The organism is Desulfovibrio intestinalis, from assembly GCF_014202345.1.
In the GTDB taxonomy this organism is placed as follows: Bacteria; Desulfobacterota; Desulfovibrionia; order Desulfovibrionales; family Desulfovibrionaceae; genus Desulfovibrio; species Desulfovibrio intestinalis.
Genome location: NZ_JACHGO010000001.1, coordinates 123,042 through 141,324, shown reverse-complemented (window position 1 = coordinate 141,324; position 18,283 = coordinate 123,042). Strand labels below are relative to the sequence as shown.

Below are 18,283 nucleotides of genomic sequence, written 5' to 3'. Positions count from 1 at the left end.
TTTGAGGCAAGACTTGACAGCTTTTTTCCATCATCGACTAAAATCCATATTACCTCGCCAGTGCCTGCTGGCCGGGGTATGCAAAACTATCACCTGAACGCAGATTCGCAGATTACCCTTGAAATACCCTCAAGGACTTATTTCTCAAACCATTTCTGACAATGGTACTTGGCGGCCTTTGCCCACCGTAAGAGAAGAGGCCAAGAGTTACGCGCTTCAACTGCTCTGAGCTGCCATCTCTGCCAAGGCACTGCGCGCAATGTCAGCCGGATGAACCGGATATGCGGGATAAAGGGAATGCAGGCTCTCAGCAGAAGCAGCTTCTCGCCCACAATCTGCGGCCTGAGTGTGCAGCGGCCCGTCAGCGATGCAGCCCAGTTCACGGGCAAGCCGGGCCTCCAGAGTCAAGGCGCGCGCCATGCGCCCCTTGATGGCTTCTGCCGCGTCACTGCCAAAAATTTCCAGCTTTTGTTCAAACCGTTGGCGCACAGGCACATAGCTTGAACCGTAACAATATTTATCAGCCAAAAAAATCAGTTCACGTTCTGTAATGGGCTGCTCGGCGGGCAAAGTCAGGTCACGGTGATCTTCCACCAGATGCGCCATTACGGGCAGATGCAGGCTGCGCAACAGGCGTCCGGCGGCGGCTTCATGCCTTTTTTCACCCTTGCATATGTCGTGTAGCAGGCCTCCTGCAAGAGCAAAGTCTGGAACAAGCTCTGGAGTAAGACCCGGGGCAAGGCCAGCGGCCTTAGCAGCATGGGTATTTCGGGCAGAGCGTGCGCGCTGTAACGCCCTTGCCAGGGCCGCAGCCACAGTGCCCACAGCGCGGCCGTGACGCAGCCCCTTTTCAGGCACGTCGTGCAGATGCAGCAATTCCACAGCTTCATCAGGCAGCAACACATCCCGGTATTGCGCCAAAAGCCTGATGTTTTCATAGTCTTCGGGCCTGTCCATATCCAGCAGCATCAGCTTGTCTGCTACGGGTATTCTGCGCACAGGCAGCCCTTCCAGAGCTCCCCGCAAGCCGTTTTCACCATTGGACTGCGCATGCCGCAGTATGTGCTCCATATGGCAGGCGGGCAAAAGCGGCGGATGCCCTTCTGCACCGGCAAAAACAGGCACAAAAACATGTTCAGAATCAGCCTCATGAGCTTCAAGCAATGCCTGTACTGTCATTGGCCGCACCAGTGGCACATCCACAGGCAGCACCAGCACAGGGGCTTGGGGCAATGCGCTATTGGCGTCGGCCAGCGCCCGTAGCCCCGCGCAGACCGATGAAAACATACCGTCTTCCGGCCTGGGATTACGCACGACAGCAAGGCCAATATCCTGCGCCGCCAGCTCCACACTGTCCGCATGCCAGCCTGTGACAACAGAAATATGCTCAATACCCACAGAGCGAAAAAGACACGCCAGACCTTCCAGGGCCGAGCACTCGTGCCCCGCCTCGCCTAGAGGAAGAGGCAGAAGCCCCTTGACCTTGCCCATGCGCGAAGCCTGCCCCGCCGCCAGTATCAGAACACGCGCGTTCACATCCAGTCTCCCCAGCCGCCAGTAGCGCAGTGTGGGCCTTTGTGAGCAGTCACTCCAATTTGATTGCCATTGGCAGGCGTGTTGCCGCCGCCCTTGGGCATCTGCACCACACGCACACGGCTTCCGCACCGTTCAAGCCTGCCCCGCACCGGGCCAAGGCGTGGCAAAGGACTGCCACAGGCGCACGGCCCAGGCAAAATGCTGGCCACGTCGCCTGTGCGGTAGCGAATAAGCGGCATGGCCTCGCGTCCCAAAGTGGTAATGACTACCTCGCCCGCTTCGCCCGGAGGCAGGGGTTCATCACCGCAAAAATCCACAATTTCCACAATCATATCCAGCAGACGCATATGATAGCCATCGTGAGCGGCGCATTCCACCGCTCCGCCGTAGCCAGTTTCCGTCAGGCCGTAGTGGTCAAGCACAGTGCAGTTCCATACAGTAGCCAGTACATGACTCAGCACAGAGTCAAGACGGTCTGCACTGCTGAGCAGACCGCAAAGCCCGGGAGGCCCACTTTTGGGGTAATAGCGCAACAAGCCTTCAAGCTGACCGGGCGCGGCAACCAGACAATGGGGCTGTACTTCCGTCAGCCATTGGGCCAGCTCTGGACGTACCTCAATCGATGAAGCCGTAAACGCGTGAACATCTACAGACGGGCATTGCCCACATGCGCGGGCAGGCGAAACATCCTCTGGCGTAGATCCAATAACCTCCGGCGTGGATTCAACCACAGGCAAGGCTTCCGGCCTCTCACCCACCAGAGTTTTCTGTGGCGCATCTGGGGGAGCCAGCAATTCCGGCGGTGGCGCGCACACCTCCACACCTTCTGAACGCAGCGACTGGCGCAGCAGATCTGCCACACCATCAGGCCGTGCGGCTCCCGGCAGCAGCACGGCCAGCTTTTGCCCTGCGCCGACCAGTTGCGACATGCCCACACGAAAAAAATCCACAGTGCGGGCAAGGTCGGCCTCGGTAAACGCCAGCCGCTTGGGGCCGCCAGTGGTGCCCGACGTATGCAGCGTCACCATGCGCTGCACGTCACCGCGCGAAACACAAAGAAAATCCTCCCACCGGGCCAGATCTTCCGCCGTGGTAAAAGGCAGGCTGTGCAGATTTTCCAGGGTGATGCGGCTCAGATTGCACCCGGCCAGCCTGTGGGCATAAAAAGCACTGCGCGTTGCCGCGTACTCCAGACACTGCGCTAAAGCGCGTGTGCGGGCTTCACGCAGTGCACGCACAAAACTGGCGGCATCCGCCCCCTGTGCGCCACACTGCTCGGCCAGCCAGTTATCCAGGGGGTTGCCAAAGCCGGATGCCCGCCTGACCCCCTTGGAAGAAGGGGAGCGTGAAGCACCGCGCGATGCAGAACGGGGACGCGCGCTCATGAAGGGTCCTCCGCGTACAGCCGCGTGCCGTCTTGTGCCGTAAGATTATGCAGGCAAAAGGGTATCATGCGCCCGTCACGGCGCAGCACATGAATGCAGCAGCCCCGCACACGCTCAAGATCCAGACTCAAGGCGTCCTGAAAAGCCATGCCAGACAGCGTAAATCTGCGCTCGGCCCCGGCCTGGCTCAAAAAACGGCTGAAGCCGTCCACTTCCGCACTGGCAGCGCCAAAACCCTGCGTTCCTGTTGCTTCCTCCGGCGCAGCGCCGCCATTGCCCCGCCAGTGCAGGGCCACAAACTGCTTTGCCTTGCGCGCGCCCTCTTCTGCTGACAGCGGCAGGCCAGCAGCAGCCAGAGAAGCTTCGTGAGAGACCGCTGATGAAGCTTTTTGTTGATCCGCCGTCCCGCTTGCACCTGTTGCGCCCATTACAGATGGGGCCGCACCGCCAGCACTCTGGGAGCGTGGAGAACAGCAGGACTGCCCTGCGTCCGCCAGCCATTGCAGTGTGGTCTGAGCGTCTTTTTCGGCCGCAGCATTTCCGTTTGGTATACGCGCGGCATCAACGCGGCGGTATACGGCGCTGAAAGAGCACAGTTCGTTTTCGCAGCCCGGCGGGTGCATATGCTCGGGGCGCACAAATTCGGGTGCCTGCCGGGTGAAACAGGACATAACCTCTGGCAGGGTGAGCCGTGGCGCTTCGTCCAGACGCCAGGGGTAACGCCCGAAAAACGCCGCAGGCTGAACATGCAGCCCCCGCACCGCTGGCCCCAATTGCAAGGCCAGCCGCAACAAATCGCCGGCTTCGCCATCATTGACGCCCCGCACAAGGGTAGCCACCAGCACCACGCCAAGTCCGGCCTTGGCACAGGCTGCCACGGCACGGCGCTTGAAATCCATACACGGGCGGCCCCGCAGTGTTGTGAACGTTTCGTCGCTCACGCCGTCCCACTGCAGATAAACGGAATCCAGCCCGGCTTGCCGCAACTTGGCGGCATAGCCCTCTTCTTCGGCCAGCCGCAGGCCATTGGTATTGACCTGCACAAGACCGAAGGCCCGTTCGCGCGCAAGCCGGATGATTTGCGGCAAATCTTCACGCACCGTGGGCTCGCCACCGGAAATCTGCACATTGCACGGGCCAGACGCAGTTCTGAGCGCGTCCATCTGGCTGGCAATGCAGGCAAGGTCAGGATCGCCGCCAGTTTTCCGCCCTGTTCCGCCCGCGCTTGCGTAACAGATGGGGCAGGCCATATTGCAGCGCATGGTCACTTCCACAAGGCCCGTACAGGTATGCTGCACATGGGACGGGCACAGGCCGCAGTCGAAAGGACAGCCCTGGTCTATGGCAGTTCGTGGATGCAATGGGTAGGAAGGACTTTTGGGCCGCGACCAGGACTCAAACGCGGGCACAGGCGCGTTGCCCGGTTCGCCTGTTTTCGGCTGGCCCGCAACTTCTGTTGCGGTTGATGGAAGCGTACGCCATACAGGCACGCTGAACTGGCCGTGATCCGGGCATGTTTTGCGCAACTCCACGCAGTTTGGATCGTTCTGCGCCAGCGCGTATACTGCGTCCAGGCGACGCAGACAGACCGGGCATAAACTCTGGGTGCGGCGCAAAATCATGACGCAGGCATGATGTCCAGATCATAACTCTGGACCAGTTCAATAATCTTTTCCCAGCTTTCAGCCAGCAAATCGCCACAGGCCACGGGGTTGGGAACCTCGCCCGGCGCGCCCGAAGTAGCGCCAAGCCCGGCGGCAATCTGGCTGCAGCTTTGCCCGCCATAAAGATTTGTGCGCTCGTAAAACCAGGTGGCGTAGTCGTTAAGCAGGGGACTAAGCATGGCGTGCGGCGTTTCGCTGGCCGCGCCCTTGCCCGCCACCAACGCCAGAGCGCAAGCGCCGCCCGTGAGCAGGCCGCAAGGCCCGTCCGACTGGCCGATACCGTGGCAAAGGCCGTTAATCGCCCTCACCAGATCAGGATTTTCCTGATCGCGGGCCTGAAGCATAAGCAATACCAGCAACTGGCTGCAACAATAGCCCTCGTGCACCAGAGGCAGAAGCTCCATCATCATTGGATTCATGCTTTCTCCTTTTGTGCTATCCACAATCCATAGCCGTACTTGCGCCCGCCGCCAGAAGCGATGCAGGAGCAGCCGCCCGAACCCCCTTTGCTCTCTGAACCGGAATCTCCATACCAGACCATGCGGGCTGCCAGCTCGACCAGCGCCCTGCTATGGTCTTCGTAATGCACTATCTTGAATCCGGCCTGCTGCAGATGCTGCGCCCACAAATCTGCCGGGCGTGCGCCGTCCATGCAGGATGAACCTTTTTCCTGCTGGTCTGAAAAAACTTGGCGTTCTTCTGACGGAGCTTTTTTACAAGCTGCAAGCCCGCCGGAATTGCAAGGGACGGCTGAGTTTGCGCGCAAACCCGGTTCCCGCCGCGTGAGATCGCTGAACAGCAGCACCCCGCCGGGACGCAGCACACGCAGGCATTGCAGCAGAAAGGCCACAGGATCTGCCAATAGCGAGAGCACGCATTCGCACACAAGGCCCCCGGCGCAGTTTGCAGCCAAGGGCAGGCGCGCCATATCCGCCTGAATGATCTGGCTGTTGCACTGGCCCGCTAAAGATACGGCGTCCGGCTGCACTTGCCTGTCCAGCCCCAGAACACGATAGCCAGCCTTGTGCAGCAGCTCCACAGTGGCCCCGCAGCCGCAGCCCAAATCCAGCACCAGCTGGCCGGGCGCAAGACCACAACGCTCGCGGCATACCTCAAGCGCCCTGGCAGTCAGGGCCGTGCCGCCGGGCCGCCATACGTTGCCAGCCACACGGCGGAATGATTCACTTTCCCACAAAGCGCTCATTTGTCTTCCAGCAGTGACTCCACTTCAACCATCTTGCCTTCGGCCAGAGATTTTGGCACCTGCGTCAGCCCGCACTTGGGACAACGCGGCAAGGTAACGTCAAAAGCGCTGTTGAGGTAAAAAACCGGAACCTTGCCCTGCTCCAGAGGCACACGGCAACGTCCGCACACCCATTGGCCGCCGTCTGGTCCATAATTGGGTCCCATGCTCATGACTGAACCCCTCCTTGGCCACCGCGCTGCCCGTCAGTGCAACACTGATGGCTGTTGATGACATCCACGGCTTCGTGTCCGCCGGAACCGGGCACCACCATGCGGTGGCACCATGCGTCGTGGAGAATGAAATTTTCGCCCTGCGGTTGATACTCTACCCAGAATGTTACCTGACGGGGACGCCAGGAGCCGAGAATGTGACCGTTTTCAAGATTTTCAAAGCGATGACCGCTGGCTTCGGCTCCAACCACCGCCGATTCAATGTCTCCCAGCAGAATGTGCCTCTCTTCCAGCCGGGTCAACATTTCCTGGCTCATGAGCACCCGCCCCTTGCCGGGTTCTGGCGCGTCCTGGCCCAGCCATTCCCTCAGCAGACGGCGGCGCAGGGCCGCACGGTTGGCACGCCGGGCCGACAGGCCGGGACCTTTTTCCGCCCCGGTGCCTGCATGGGCGCAGTCAGGAAAAAGCAGGTCGAGCAAATGCCAGCATTCTTTGCCGCTTGCAGCCATTCTGTCGCGGCACATGATGCAGGAGGCAAGGCCCGCGTGGGGCAACTCTGCGGAGCGATGCGCGGCCATTTCGTCAGCAAGTTCTGGCTGAGCGCACCACACAAGGCCGCCATAGCCACAGCAGGCAGTGGACGCTCCGCTGAGGCGCGGCTCTTCAATGCGCGCTCCCGCCCGCCGGGACAGGCTGCGCACAGCCGCGAGCCACGCGCTGTCGTGCCGTGCCGTGCAGGGATCCTGAATGGAAAAAACTTCAGGCAGGTTGATGGCCGTACCTTGCCCGGTCACAGGCTGGCCGTTGCCGGACTTATCAACTTCATCAACTGACGGAGCCAAAGAAACCAGAGGCCCGTCGGGCAGGCCCATCTGGTCCAGAACCTCCCAAAGAGACAGCGCTTCCGCCTCAGGCAAGGCTTCGCGCAAGGCTGTGAGGCAGGAAGAACACGCCGCCATTATGCGCGGTTTACCAAGGTCTATCCAGGCTTGGCGCAATTTTTCCATATGTTCGGCAAAAAGATTGGCCCGCCCCGCCCACCGGGCCGGGATGCCGCAACAGGAAAGCATAAGGGCCACGCCGGGGTCGGCACTTGCGGCCATGCGCTCGCGCAACAGGGCGTAAACCCGCGCCACCTGTTCGCCACGCGAGGCAGCAAGCTGGCAACCGGGAAAGAACAGCCATGACGGGCTAGCACCAGACGGCAAGGAAGTGTCGGGCAATACAAGGACGCATTCCGCGCCAGAGGCGTTTTCCATATCCTCCAGAGCGAATTCGTGGGCCGATGGCGGCATGTAGCCGTTTTCCACCATATCTTCGCGGGCGGAAAGGCAAAGCTCGGCCATAGAAAAATTCTCGGGGCACAGCTCTTCGCACTGGCCGCAGAGGGCGCAGCCGTTAATCAGGGCGTTGGCAGTATGCAGCCCTTTGACTATGGAGGCGTTGTTGTGCACCTGCCGCGCGTACACCCGCGGATAGCCCTTGTATTTTTGCAAATACACGCATTCGCGCACACAGATCATACACTGGCATTGCAGACAACGGGCGGCCTCAGCCACGGCCTCGTCGGCAGCATATACGGCTTCGGCTGGCTCCACACGAGGCACGGGGGCAATGCCCTTCACATCGGTATGCAAGGCTCCCTGTTCCTTGTTGCGCGCGGCGGTAAGCGACACGCCACTGGTCACGCGCTCCAGCGTCTGGGCTGCGCGCCTTCCCTGCCCAGCCTGCCGTGATGACGAGGCAAAAGCATGCCCTGTGGGCGTTTGATTACACCAGCCCGCGCAGCAGATATTATCCCGCCAGTGCAGGATTTCTTCGTCCAAATCAGCCAGAACAGGCACCAGAGACGGAACCACGCCAGCATCCACAAGTACGCCAGCATATTCCGCCGCCACCTTGTCCAGCAGGGACTGGTCCAGTGCAGCTTCAACAAACTGCACCTTCTGGCGGGCCAGAAGCTCCATATCCTCGGCAAGAAAATCCTTGGGGCAAGCCGCGTCGCCGTGGCTGCCGAGCTGCGGATAGGTTTCCAGCACTGCCTGACTGGGCGTTCCGGCATAAAATACCGTTACAGGATAAGCCTTGCGTGAAAGATCCCAGGCCGCCGCCAGGCCAGCCAAGCCAGCGCCCATAACCGCTATGCTGAAACGCTTGGGCGGCAAGGGCAAGGGACGGCCCTGCGGCCCCACCGCCAGCATACAGGCAAGCTCAAGGCCATGCATGGCCACGCTGCCGCCAAGATCGCGCCGCAGACAGACGTTTTCGCAGGGGGCGTCGCAAATGCGCGCCATAATGCCCGGCAGGGGCAGGTGGCGCTCCATCAGCTTGCGGGCTTCCCCGGGTTTGCCCTCGGCCATGCGCGCCATAAAGGTGCGTACGTCCAGATCAAAAGGACAAGCTTCACGGCAACGCGGAGGGCTCTCCTGCGTGCAACGGGCTTCAATCTCGTGCAGGCGCTTCTGATCCATCATGGCGTAAACTCACTGAAAACCGATTGAAAGTGCTGAAAAACATAAAAAGACGTTTTATCGCCGCCCGCCAGCATTTTTCACGGCAAGCCAGCAACCGCTTTTTTCTCGCTCCATCGTATCAGCGGGGTTTTCAGGCTACCCCCGAAAACCCCGCTGCCGGAAAATTCGCAGTACGGGCCTGTGGCCCCTGCGCCTTGAAAAAACAGTGAACTTTGCGGGTGAAGGCCCGGAAGGAGGGATTTTCTTGCAGCGGCCTCAACAATGTGAGCCATTCTGCAGGTCCCCCTTCCGGGTTTCTTTGGCTATAAACCTACCCTACTTGGGCATGGCCTCCAAGACCTTTTCGGGACGCGCGGGCAGGTGCCGGATGCGCGCACCGCAGGCATTGTAGATGCCGTTGATGATGGCCGCATGCGGCGCGGTGAGGGGCATTTCGCCCACGCCGGATGCGCCGAAGGGACCGTCCTTGCGGTGGGTCTGCACATAGATGATTTCCATATCGTCGGGAATCACCTTGATGCTGGGAACGCCCGAGCCGCCCATGGTGCTGTGCTTCTTGAGGTCTTCGTAGTCTTCGGTAAGCGCAAGGCCAACGCCCTGGGCGAGACCGCCGTAGATCTGACCATCCACCACAAGCTTGTTGCAGAGGGTGCCGATATCGGCCACGCAGACGATCTTTTCAACGGTGGTTTTGCCCGTAGCCTTTTCAACAGCCACTTCCGTAAGGAAAAGACCGTACATGTAGCAGGCAAAAGGCGAACCCTGACCCTTGAGGTCGCAGTCTTTGGCAGGGGCGGTCCACTTGCCTTCATAGCGCAACGGACGGCCTTCAGCCTTCATTTCGTCAGCCGTAAAGAAGCCGCCGCCGGGTTTACGCATGCCCTCAATGAGCATTTCGCAAGCCACGCGAATGGCGTTGCCAGTGACCACTTGCGAACGTGAACCGCCAGCAGGGCCGGAGTTGGGGGTCTTGCTGGTGTCGTTCATGACAAGGTGAATATTTTCAGGCGCAATATTCAGGGGACGCAGCGCTTCGTGGGCCGTGCCCAGCGAACCGGCGTCCGCACCCTGGCCGTGGTCTTCCCAGGAGTTGCCCAGGGTCACACTGCCATCCATATTAAGCTCTACCCAGGCTTCGGAAGTATCCGGCCCGTCAAGACCCGCACCGTACACGCCAAGGGCCACGCCCACGCCGCGCTTTACTTCGGCAGTGGAACGTTCCTTCACGCGCTTTTTGGATTCTTCGTAGTAAGGACGCATTTTGCTAAACATTTCAGGCAGGCTCATGACTTCAGGAACCTGACCCGTAGGCGTGGTGTCGCCTTCTTTATAGCAGTTGAGGGCGCGCAGCTCGAAGGGATCCATGCCGAGCTTTTCTGCCAGTTCGTCCATCAGCACTTCAGAGGGGAACTCGGATTCCGGCGCGCCGTAACCGCGGAAAGCCGCGCCCCAGCAGTGGTTGGTGGCAACCGTGCGGCCTACGCCACGAATATTGGCAATGCCGTAACCAGCGCCGATGTACTGCGCACCGCGCAGGGTCAGCAGGTCGCCGAATTCGGAGTAAGGACCGTGGTCAACGCTCCAGTCCGTATCCATAGCGAGAATCTTGCCCTGCTTGGTGGCCGCGTAACGCAGCGTGGTCCAGAAAGGCGAACGCTTGCCGGTGTAGTTCTGCTGCTGCTCGTAGTTGTAGCGCAGATGGCAGGGACGGCCAGTGGCCATGACGGCTACGCCGATCAGGGCTTCCATAGTGGGGCTGAACTTGTAGCCAAAGGTGCCGCCAGCAGTGTTCTGCACCAGCACGAGATCCTTGGGGAACTCCAGACCAAGACCGGGGGCGATCATGAGCGCGTGCAGATGAAGGCCGATGGATTTGGAGTGGATGACCACCTGGCCCTGCTCGTTGATGTAGCCGTAACCCACGTCGGGCTCGATGGGCAGATGCGGCTGACGCTGGGTGTAGTAGCTGCCTTCGATCACCACATTATTGGGATCGTTGAAGAAGGGGGCAGTATCTTCGCCCTTTTCTTCAAGCTGGTCATAATAGACGTTGGGCGTGCCGGGGTGAATTTCAATGGCGTCAGGAGCCATAGCTTCAGGGGCGCTCATGTATTCTGGCAGCAGTTCCAGATCAAATTTTACCTTTTCGGCGGCAGCGCGCGCATTGGCTTCGGAGTCAGCGCAAACGATGGCCAGAGCGTCGCCGTACTGGAAGATCTTGCTGTCGTTCAAAATGGGGCGTTCCCAACCGTCACCCTTGTTGGTAGGGAAGGTGATGAGGCCCGTGATGCGATTTTTGCCCTTCACGTCATTATGGGTCAGTACCTTGAACACGCCGGGCATTTTTTCGGCTTCGGAGGTGTCAATGCCCTTGATGAGCGCGTGGGAAACCTTGGCCTGGGCCAAAGCCAGGTGCAGCGTGTCTTCAGGCATACGCACAACGGCGTCGGCGCCGTATTCAGCCACGCCTGTAACCTTGGCTACGGCGCTGGGACGAGGAATGCTGGTACCCCAGATGCGGCCGTCGGCGGGCATCTTGAAGCTGATATCTTCAACGGTTTTTTCGCCGCGCATAATGGCGGCAGCGTCCATAACGGCGTCCACAAGAGGCTTGTAGCCCGTGCAACGACAGATGTTGTGGTGCTTCTGGAACCAGTCGCGCACGTCTTCACGGCTGGGCTTGATATTTTCGTCCAGCAGGGCCTTGGCCGACACGATGAAGCCGGGAGTGCAAAAACCGCACTGCGCCGCGCCGTGCTGTATCCAGGCGTGCTGCAGGGGATGCAGGCAGGCGGGGGTGCCAATGCCTTCAAGGGTGGTCACGGCTGCGTTTTCTGCTACGCGGCTCATCTTGATGATGCAGGCGCGCGACACTTTGCCGTCCAAAAGAACGGTACAAGCGCCGCACTGCCCCTTGCCGCAACCCACTTTTACGCTGGTGAGCTGCAACTGGCTGCGCAGCACGTCCACCAGCGTGTCATTGGGGCTGACCAGCAAACGCCGGGGAATGCCATTGACTACAAGAGTTTTAGGTTCCATGCGCGACTCCTTTGTTGATGGATGCCTGTGTATATGCCGACGCGGGGTATCCGCGCTCAAGGCCGTAGCTGGACGGCGTATGCGCCGCTCTGCTCCATCTGATAAAAAGTGAAAGCTTGATTGTGATACCAGAGCACCCGCACCTTTACTTGCCGAAAGGGCAAATGGGGTAGGTACATTCGGGGCAACTGGCGCAAAAGCCGCCATGCCCCATGCCCGCCACATCTTCAGCGGTAACCTCCAGGCCAGCCAAAAGACGCGGCACCACCAGATCAAAAATACTGGCCTTGTGGTACATGACGCAGCCTGGCAGCCCCAGCACAGGTACACGCCCTCGCGGGCCTGTGGCGTGAGCAAGAAGAAACATGGCCCCCGGATATACCGGAGCGCCATAACTGACAATTTCTGCGCCGGAAGCGCGAATGGCGGTAGGCGTGCGGTCGTCGGGGTCAACGGACATACCGCCAGTAACCACAATCATGTCCGCACCCTGATGCAGAAAATCCACAATGGCGGCGGCTGTCATGTCCACTTCATCGCTGGTGAGGGTCTGGCCCATAACACTGCTGCCCAGTTTGGCGAATTTTTTTCGCAGCACCGGGCCAAAAGCGTCTTGAATGCGGCCATAGTAGACTTCGCTGCCTGTGGTCACCACGCCCACTTTGGCGTGGGCGAGGGGCAGCACCTCCACAACGGGATGGCTGACCATCTCTTCCATACTGCGCAGCTTTTCCTCTTCAATCATAAGGGGAACAACGCGCATACCAGCCACAGGCCGCCCTTTGGTCACAAATTGCAGGCTGTGCAGGGTGGCTACGGTAATTTCGCCCAGACCATTGATTCTTGCGAGTGTGGGCACATCAATTTTCAACAGGCCGTCACATGCGGCAGAAAGGTTGATGCGCCCTTCTTTGGGCTTTCCGGCAGTAAGGTTGCTTCCTGCCGTGGCAGCCACAATGCGGGCAGCTGCGTCATTTTCGTGCACCATGCCTGGCAGTGGCTCGAAAACATAAAGATGCTCCTTGCCTACTTCGAGCAGCACCTTGATATCTTCGGGGCGCACCACATGGCCCTTGCTAAAAACCGGCCCTTTGCTCTCGCCGGGCACAATCCGTGTTATATCGTGACAAAGAACACTACCAACTGCCTCATGAACATGTATGGTTTTCATACAGGCTTTTGTCATGGATTCTCCTGAAACGATGCATGACCTGATGCTCAGATTGTGCGAATAATAGCACCCTCACAACAAAATGCAAAATAAAATTCAGGATTTATAAAGTGTGGACACCATAAGCTTATGGTATCTTATGTGTTTGGTTTTAATTTTCCCTATTTTAACAAAAAGCGTGACTATTACCTCAAACTTGAAAGGTATTGCCCGCTACGGCAATTGACAGAGGGCGCGTTCTCTGCGACAGGGAGTGAAAGAAAATGATCCGCATTCACGTCAGATGATCATGGCGCAACGGTTCGCCGCCGCCAGGAGTCCGTATGAACACATCCCTCTGTACTACGCGCGCATCGCGCCTCAGCCGTCTGGCTACTCTGGCCGCCGCACTTTTTCTTACCTTACCTTTGGCCGCCTGCGGCCTTGGCGAAACCCCGCAAAGGGAAGAAACGCCCCCTGGCCCCGTAGAAAGCTTCATGATAGTTTCCACTCCCGGCCAGACCACTGTTGTAGATGACATACAGTTTGGCCAGGGCGTAAGCGTGAGCGTTGACGAAGTTTTCACCTCGGCCAAGGGCGAAAACTGCAAACGGGGCACAGTACTGGCCGGGCAAAAGGAAGCCGAAGTGGTGGTTCTTTGCCAGGACGGAACGGGGCGCTGGGTCATGGCTCCCAGAGTATGGGGCCAGGGCATCTCCAAGCCATAATTTCAGCGGGGCGCTGCCCCGTAACTATTGCAGGCGCGCGGCGCGGCTTGGCCGCGAAACCGCGCGTCTCATCCTTTGGAATACCATGCTGCAAAAAAACTATTTTTTCGTCATTCTGGCCTTGCTGACCCTTTGCGGCACAGCCCAGGCCGAAGACAATGTGCGGCCGTACGCGGCCAATCTTTTTCAGGGTAATTTTGCCCAAAACAAAGAAGGCTCGGTGATCGCCCCCGGCGACCGGGTGGTGGTGCGTTTATGGGGCGGCGACCTTAATGTGGACCGCACCCTGACCGTGGGCCCAGACGGGCACATGAACCTGCCTGAAGTGGGCGACATGCCCGTGGCCGGGCTTGCCTACGACAAGCTGATCGACGCGCTGCGCAGCAAACTGGCCGCCAACGGCCACCCCAACGCGCAGATCTACGCTGCCCCTCTGGATGCCCGCCCCGTGGCCATTTTTGTGACGGGCGGCGTGACCCGCCCCGGAAGCTACACTGGCGGCCCCAATGACCCGCTGCTGAGCTTTCTGGACAAGGCAGGCGGCCTTGACCCTGTGCGCGGCAGTTACCGCGATATACACCTAATGCGCGACGGCAAGTCGGTAGCGAACCTTGATCTCTACCCCTTTGCCCGCAAGGGCGTGCTGCCCGCAGTGCGCTTGCAGGACGGCGACACGCTGGTGGTGGGCGAAAAGGGCCCCACAATTACAGCCACTGGAACCGTACGCAATTCGGCGCTTTTTGAATTCCCCAAAAATCAGGCAACGGGCGCGGCTTTGATCGAACTGGCCGACCCCGAGGGCCGCACATCGCACATTGCCCTCAACGGCACGCGCAACGGAGCGCCTTACAGCACCTACCTGCCCCTCAAGGATCTGCGCAGCCTGCGCCTTGAAGACGGCGATAAAATACAGTTTATCGCTGACGCGTCCGGCAACACCATAATGATTGAAGTGCAGGGCGCAGTACGCGGCGCTTCGCGCTTTCCAGTACGCCAGGGCGCACGCCTGCGCGACGTGAAAAACTTTATTGCCGTGGAGCCCGAGCGCGCCAATCTTGATGCTATGTACATCAAGCGCAAAAGCGTGGCCGCCCGGCAGAAAAAGGCCATAGCCGACTCATTGCGCCGTCTGGAAGAAACTGCCCTCACCGCCTCTTCGGCCAGTACTGAAGAAGCGCAAATTCGCGCCAAGGAAGCCGAAATGGTTTCCAAGTTTGTGGAGCGCGCCAAGGCTGTGGAACCCGAAGGCGTGGTTGTTCTGGACGGCGGCACCAACAAGGCCGACCTGAGTCTGGAAGAAGGCGATATTATCGTCATTCCCACCAAGAGCGATGTCGTTCTGGTAAGCGGTGAAGTTATGGTGCCCCAGGCCATGCTTTGGGCCAAAAAGAAAGACTCCAGCGACTACATCAAGGGCGCGGGCGGCCTGACCAACCGTGCAGACAGCGACAAGATTCTGGTCATGCACCAGAACGGTTCTGTGACGCAGGGCGGGGACGACATCATGCCCGGCGACCAGATACTCGTGCTGCCAAAGGTTGAATCCAAAAATATGCAGGCCATCAAGGACATCTCTCAGGTGCTCATGCAGGTGGCGGTGTCTGCCCGTGTGCTGCTGGGGCTGCCTTCGCTATAATATTGAGGACGCACCACGAATCATGTTTGACGTAAAAAAGCCCGGAAACGGGCTTTTTTACGTCATTACGACCTCGTTAATTCCTGCCCGTCTCGAAAAGACGGCATTATCCCACATTGCTCATAATCCTTCGTTTGCCTTTGGCCCAACCGCATCGCCCCCAATGCCAACCATATCTGCCAATCAAAAAACCGATGGTGCGCCAGTTCTCTGAAGCCTGAAAAGCTTTTTACTTTGGGTGCATGCGATTTGGGTAAAGCCAAACTTAGTGATGTGCATTTTATCCCCTTTTGTGTATACTGACTTCAAACGCGTCATAATCGGCACTGGTCTTTGGTGTCGATTTTCTCCAATAATGGATGGAAGGAATATGGATCAGGCCCTGAAAAACTGTGACCTTTTTGCCCATATGAGCTCGGATGACGCCAGGCTATGCCTGGGATGCAGCGGAGCTGTTGAAAAAAAATATGGCAAGGGCGGCATGGTTTTTTGCGAAACTGATTCCCCCAACCGGCTGTTTGTCTTGCTTGAAGGGTCTGTCACTGTTGGACGTGACGGCGCAGACGGCAGGCGCGCGGTCATGGCCCGCATCGACCGGCCCGGCGACCTCTTTGGCGAGGTATATGTTTTTCTGGACCAATCCACCTACGGCTGTAGCGTGCAGGCTGAAAGCCCGGTGCGCGTTCTGGCCATACCCGCCAAATTTTTTTATTCCACCTGTGAAAAGCGTTGTGCCATGCACGCGCAGATCATCCGCAACATGCTTTCTGTCTTTGCGCGCAAAGCCTTTTTTTTGACCCGCCGGGTGTCGCTGCTCTCATCGGGCAGTCTGCGCCGCAAAATCGCCGCCCTGCTGCTTGAGCACCGCTCCCCGGACGGTTCGCTGGTTCTGGGAATGAACCGTGAACAGATGGCAGACTTTCTGGGCGTAACGCGCCCCTCGCTCTCGCGCGAGCTGGCAGCCATGCGCGACGAGGGTTTGCTGGACATACACGGAAAAGCCATCGCCCTGCCCCACCCTGAACGGCTAAAAGAATTTTACGATTATTTTGTTCCGTAACATTTGTTACGGACGCAGATACTCCCCCTTGCTATACAGGAATCGTCAAAGCCAAGGAGGACCCCATGCAACACTTCCTCAGAAATCTCGATTACGCCACCGCTCTGCCCCTTGCAGCGCAGGTGGAGTACCAGCCCGGCCAGATAGCCAGCAAGACGCTGATTCAAAATGCTGCTGTGGGAATGACACTCTTCGCTTTTGACAAGGGAGAGGAAATCAGCGCCCACACCTCCACGGGCGACGCCTTTGTACTGGCCCTGGATGGTCAGGCTCAGGTCAACATCAGCGGACAGGCCACCTCCATCAAGGCGGGCGAAGCCATCGTGATGCCCGCAGGGCAGCCTCACTCCGTCAGCGCGCTGGAGCGCTTCAAGATGTTGCTGGTTGTCGTTTTTCCCACTGAAATTCAATAGATTCCAATGCTGCCGTGCCCGCCAGGTGCGGGTTCACCCTAGCCTCCGCCGCAACGGAGCTGCAATAAGGATACTACCATGAGTAATGCCATGTTCTGCTATCAGTGTCAGGAAACCGTAGGCAACAAGGGTTGCACCCAGGTTGGCGTGTGCGGCAAAAAACCTGAAACCGCCGCTCTTCAAGACGTGCTGGTGTATGTGAGCAAGGGCCTTGGCCAGATCACCACCCGCCTTCGCGCCGAAGGCAAGGCCATTGACCACAAGATCGACCAGCTGGTTGTGGGCAACCTTTTTGCCACCATCACCAACGCCAACTTTGACGACGATATTCTGGCCCAGCGCATCCGCATGACCTGTAGCGCCAAAAAAGAACTGGCCGCCACTCTTGGCAACAAGGCCGGACTCAGCGACGCCGCCCTGTGGGAAGCCGACGACAAAACCGCCATGCTCGCCAAGGCCGGAACCGTGGGCGTTATGGCTACCACTGACGACGACATGCGCTCCCTGCGCTGGCTCATCACCTTTGGCCTCAAGGGCATGGCTGCCTACGCCAAGCACGCCGACGTGCTTGGCAAGCATGAAGACAGCCTTGACGCCTTTATGCAGGAAACCCTTGCCAAAACGCTGGACGACAGCCTGAGCGTCGGCGATCTCGTAGGCCTGACCCTTGAAACCGGCAAGTTCGGCGTGTCTGCAATGGCCCTGCTGGATGCCGCCAACACCGGCACCTACGGCCACCCCGAAATCACCAAGGTCAACATTGGCGTGGGCACCAACCCCGGCATCCTGATCTCTGGCCACGACCTGCGGGACCTGGAAATGCTGTTGCAGCAGACCGAAGGCACGGGCGTTGACGTGTACACCCACTCTGAAATGCTGCCCGCCCACTACTACCCCGCATTCAAGAAGTACGCCCACTTCAAGGGCAACTACGGCAACGCGTGGTGGAAGCAGAAGGAAGAATTTGAAAGCTTCAACGGCCCCCTCCTGCTGACCACCAACTGCCTTGTGCCCCCCAAGGAAAGCTACAAGGACCGCGTGTACACCACGGGCATCGTGGGCTTCACGGGCTGCAAGCACATCCCCGGTGAAATCGGCGAACACAAAGACTTCAGCGCCATCATCGCTCACGCCAAGACCTGCCCCGCGCCCACGGAAATTGAAACCGGCGAAATCATCGGCGGCTTCGCGCACAATCAGGTGCTGGCCCTGGCCGACAAGGTTATTGACGCCGTGAAGTCCGGCGCTATCAAGAAGTTTGTGGTCATGGCCGGCTGCGATGGCCGCGCCAAGTCCCGCGACTACTACACTGAATTCGCTGCAGGCCTGCCCAAGGATACGGTCATCCTTACCGCTGGCTGCGCCAAATACCGCTACAACAAGCTCAACCTCGGCGACATCGGCGGCATCCCCCGCGTGCTGGACGCCGGGCAGTGCAACGACTCGTACTCCCTGGCCGTCATCGCACTCAAGCTCAAGGAAGTTTTCGGCCTTGAGGACGTGAACGACCTGCCCATCGTTTACAACATCGCCTGGTACGAACAGAAGGCAGTTATCGTGCTGCTGGCCCTGCTCAGCCTTGGCGTAAAGAATATCCATCTTGGACCCACCCTGCCTGCCTTCCTTTCGCCCAATGTGGTCAAGGTACTGGTTGAGCAGTTCAAGATCGGCGGCGTCTCCAATCCGCAGGACGACCTCAAGGCCTTCCTCGGCTAGGTAGCTCACCACGGCATACCCAAACACGCAGAAAGGCGCGCCCCTCAGGGGGCGCGCCTTGTCTTT

General features: G+C 59.0%; 14 protein-coding genes. 5 read left to right on the top strand and 9 right to left on the bottom strand.

The window, feature by feature from the left end; all coding sequences use genetic code 11:
• Window positions 1–216 precede the first annotated feature (216 nt).
• The 9 genes from HNQ38_RS00645 to HNQ38_RS00605 all read right to left on the bottom strand — a co-directional run bounded on the left by HNQ38_RS00645 (window position 217) and on the right by HNQ38_RS00605 (window position 12,685).
• Window positions 217–1,536 (bottom strand): DVU_1551 family NTP transferase, encoded by a 1,320-nt coding sequence (locus HNQ38_RS00645; protein WP_183717269.1) that lies wholly within the window; start codon window positions 1,534–1,536, stop codon window positions 217–219.
• On the bottom strand, window positions 1,533–2,921 hold the full coding sequence (locus HNQ38_RS00640; RefSeq protein WP_183717267.1) for a phenylacetate--CoA ligase family protein: 1,389 nt from the start codon (window positions 2,919–2,921) through the stop codon (window positions 1,533–1,535). The genes HNQ38_RS00645 and HNQ38_RS00640 overlap by 4 nt, the downstream gene beginning before the upstream one ends.
• Window positions 2,918–4,543, bottom strand: a complete 1,626-nt coding sequence (locus tag HNQ38_RS00635) for a radical SAM protein (RefSeq protein WP_183717265.1) — start codon at window positions 4,541–4,543, stop codon at window positions 2,918–2,920. Before HNQ38_RS00635 ends, HNQ38_RS00640 begins: the two co-directional genes overlap by 4 nt.
• The gene (locus tag HNQ38_RS00630; protein ID WP_183717262.1) at window positions 4,540–5,004 is read right to left on the bottom strand and encodes a DVU_1555 family C-GCAxxG-C-C protein; all 465 of its coding nucleotides are present in this window, start codon (window positions 5,002–5,004) and stop codon (window positions 4,540–4,542) included. The genes HNQ38_RS00635 and HNQ38_RS00630 overlap by 4 nt, the downstream gene beginning before the upstream one ends.
• Complete coding sequence (gene trsM, locus HNQ38_RS00625) at window positions 5,001–5,789, bottom strand: DVU_1556 family methyltransferase (protein ID WP_183717260.1); 789 nt, start codon at window positions 5,787–5,789, stop codon at window positions 5,001–5,003. Before trsM ends, HNQ38_RS00630 begins: the two co-directional genes overlap by 4 nt.
• Complete coding sequence (locus HNQ38_RS00620; RefSeq protein WP_183717258.1) at window positions 5,786–6,001, bottom strand: DVU_1557 family redox protein; 216 nt, start codon at window positions 5,999–6,001, stop codon at window positions 5,786–5,788. Before HNQ38_RS00620 ends, trsM begins: the two co-directional genes overlap by 4 nt.
• Window positions 5,998–8,475, bottom strand: coding sequence for a pyridine nucleotide-disulfide oxidoreductase/dicluster-binding protein (locus tag HNQ38_RS00615; protein WP_246387916.1), 2,478 nt, complete (start codon window positions 8,473–8,475; stop codon window positions 5,998–6,000). Before HNQ38_RS00615 ends, HNQ38_RS00620 begins: the two co-directional genes overlap by 4 nt.
• Before the next feature lie 315 nt (window positions 8,476–8,790).
• Window positions 8,791–11,514 (bottom strand): molybdopterin-dependent aldehyde oxidoreductase, encoded by a 2,724-nt coding sequence (locus tag HNQ38_RS00610; RefSeq protein ID WP_183717256.1) that lies wholly within the window; start codon window positions 11,512–11,514, stop codon window positions 8,791–8,793.
• Between the two features lie 145 nt (window positions 11,515–11,659).
• Window positions 11,660–12,685, bottom strand: coding sequence for a molybdopterin-binding protein (locus tag HNQ38_RS00605; RefSeq protein WP_343060070.1), 1,026 nt, complete (start codon window positions 12,683–12,685; stop codon window positions 11,660–11,662).
• 323 nt (window positions 12,686–13,008) lie between these two features.
• Between HNQ38_RS00605 and HNQ38_RS00600 the strand changes: the two genes are divergently transcribed.
• The 5 genes from HNQ38_RS00600 (at window position 13,009) to hcp (ending at window position 18,217) form a co-directional block, all read left to right on the top strand.
• Window positions 13,009–13,392, top strand: a complete 384-nt coding sequence (locus HNQ38_RS00600; RefSeq protein WP_183717252.1) for a DVU3141 family protein — start codon at window positions 13,009–13,011, stop codon at window positions 13,390–13,392.
• Between the two features lie 85 nt (window positions 13,393–13,477).
• On the top strand, window positions 13,478–15,028 hold the full coding sequence (locus HNQ38_RS00595; RefSeq protein ID WP_183717250.1) for a polysaccharide biosynthesis/export family protein: 1,551 nt from the start codon (window positions 13,478–13,480) through the stop codon (window positions 15,026–15,028).
• Window positions 15,029–15,398: 370 nt separating this feature from the next.
• A complete protein-coding gene (locus tag HNQ38_RS00590; protein ID WP_183717248.1) occupies window positions 15,399–16,088 on the top strand; it encodes a Crp/Fnr family transcriptional regulator in 690 nt (229 codons plus the stop codon).
• A gap of 65 nt (window positions 16,089–16,153) precedes the next feature.
• Window positions 16,154–16,501 carry a cupin domain-containing protein gene (locus HNQ38_RS00585; RefSeq protein ID WP_183717246.1) on the top strand — a complete coding sequence of 116 codons (348 nt, stop codon included), beginning with the start codon at window positions 16,154–16,156 and terminating at the stop codon, window positions 16,499–16,501.
• Between the two features lie 90 nt (window positions 16,502–16,591).
• A complete protein-coding gene (gene hcp, locus HNQ38_RS00580) occupies window positions 16,592–18,217 on the top strand; it encodes a hydroxylamine reductase (RefSeq protein WP_221277776.1) in 1,626 nt (541 codons plus the stop codon).
• Window positions 18,218–18,283: the final 66 nt, after the last annotated feature.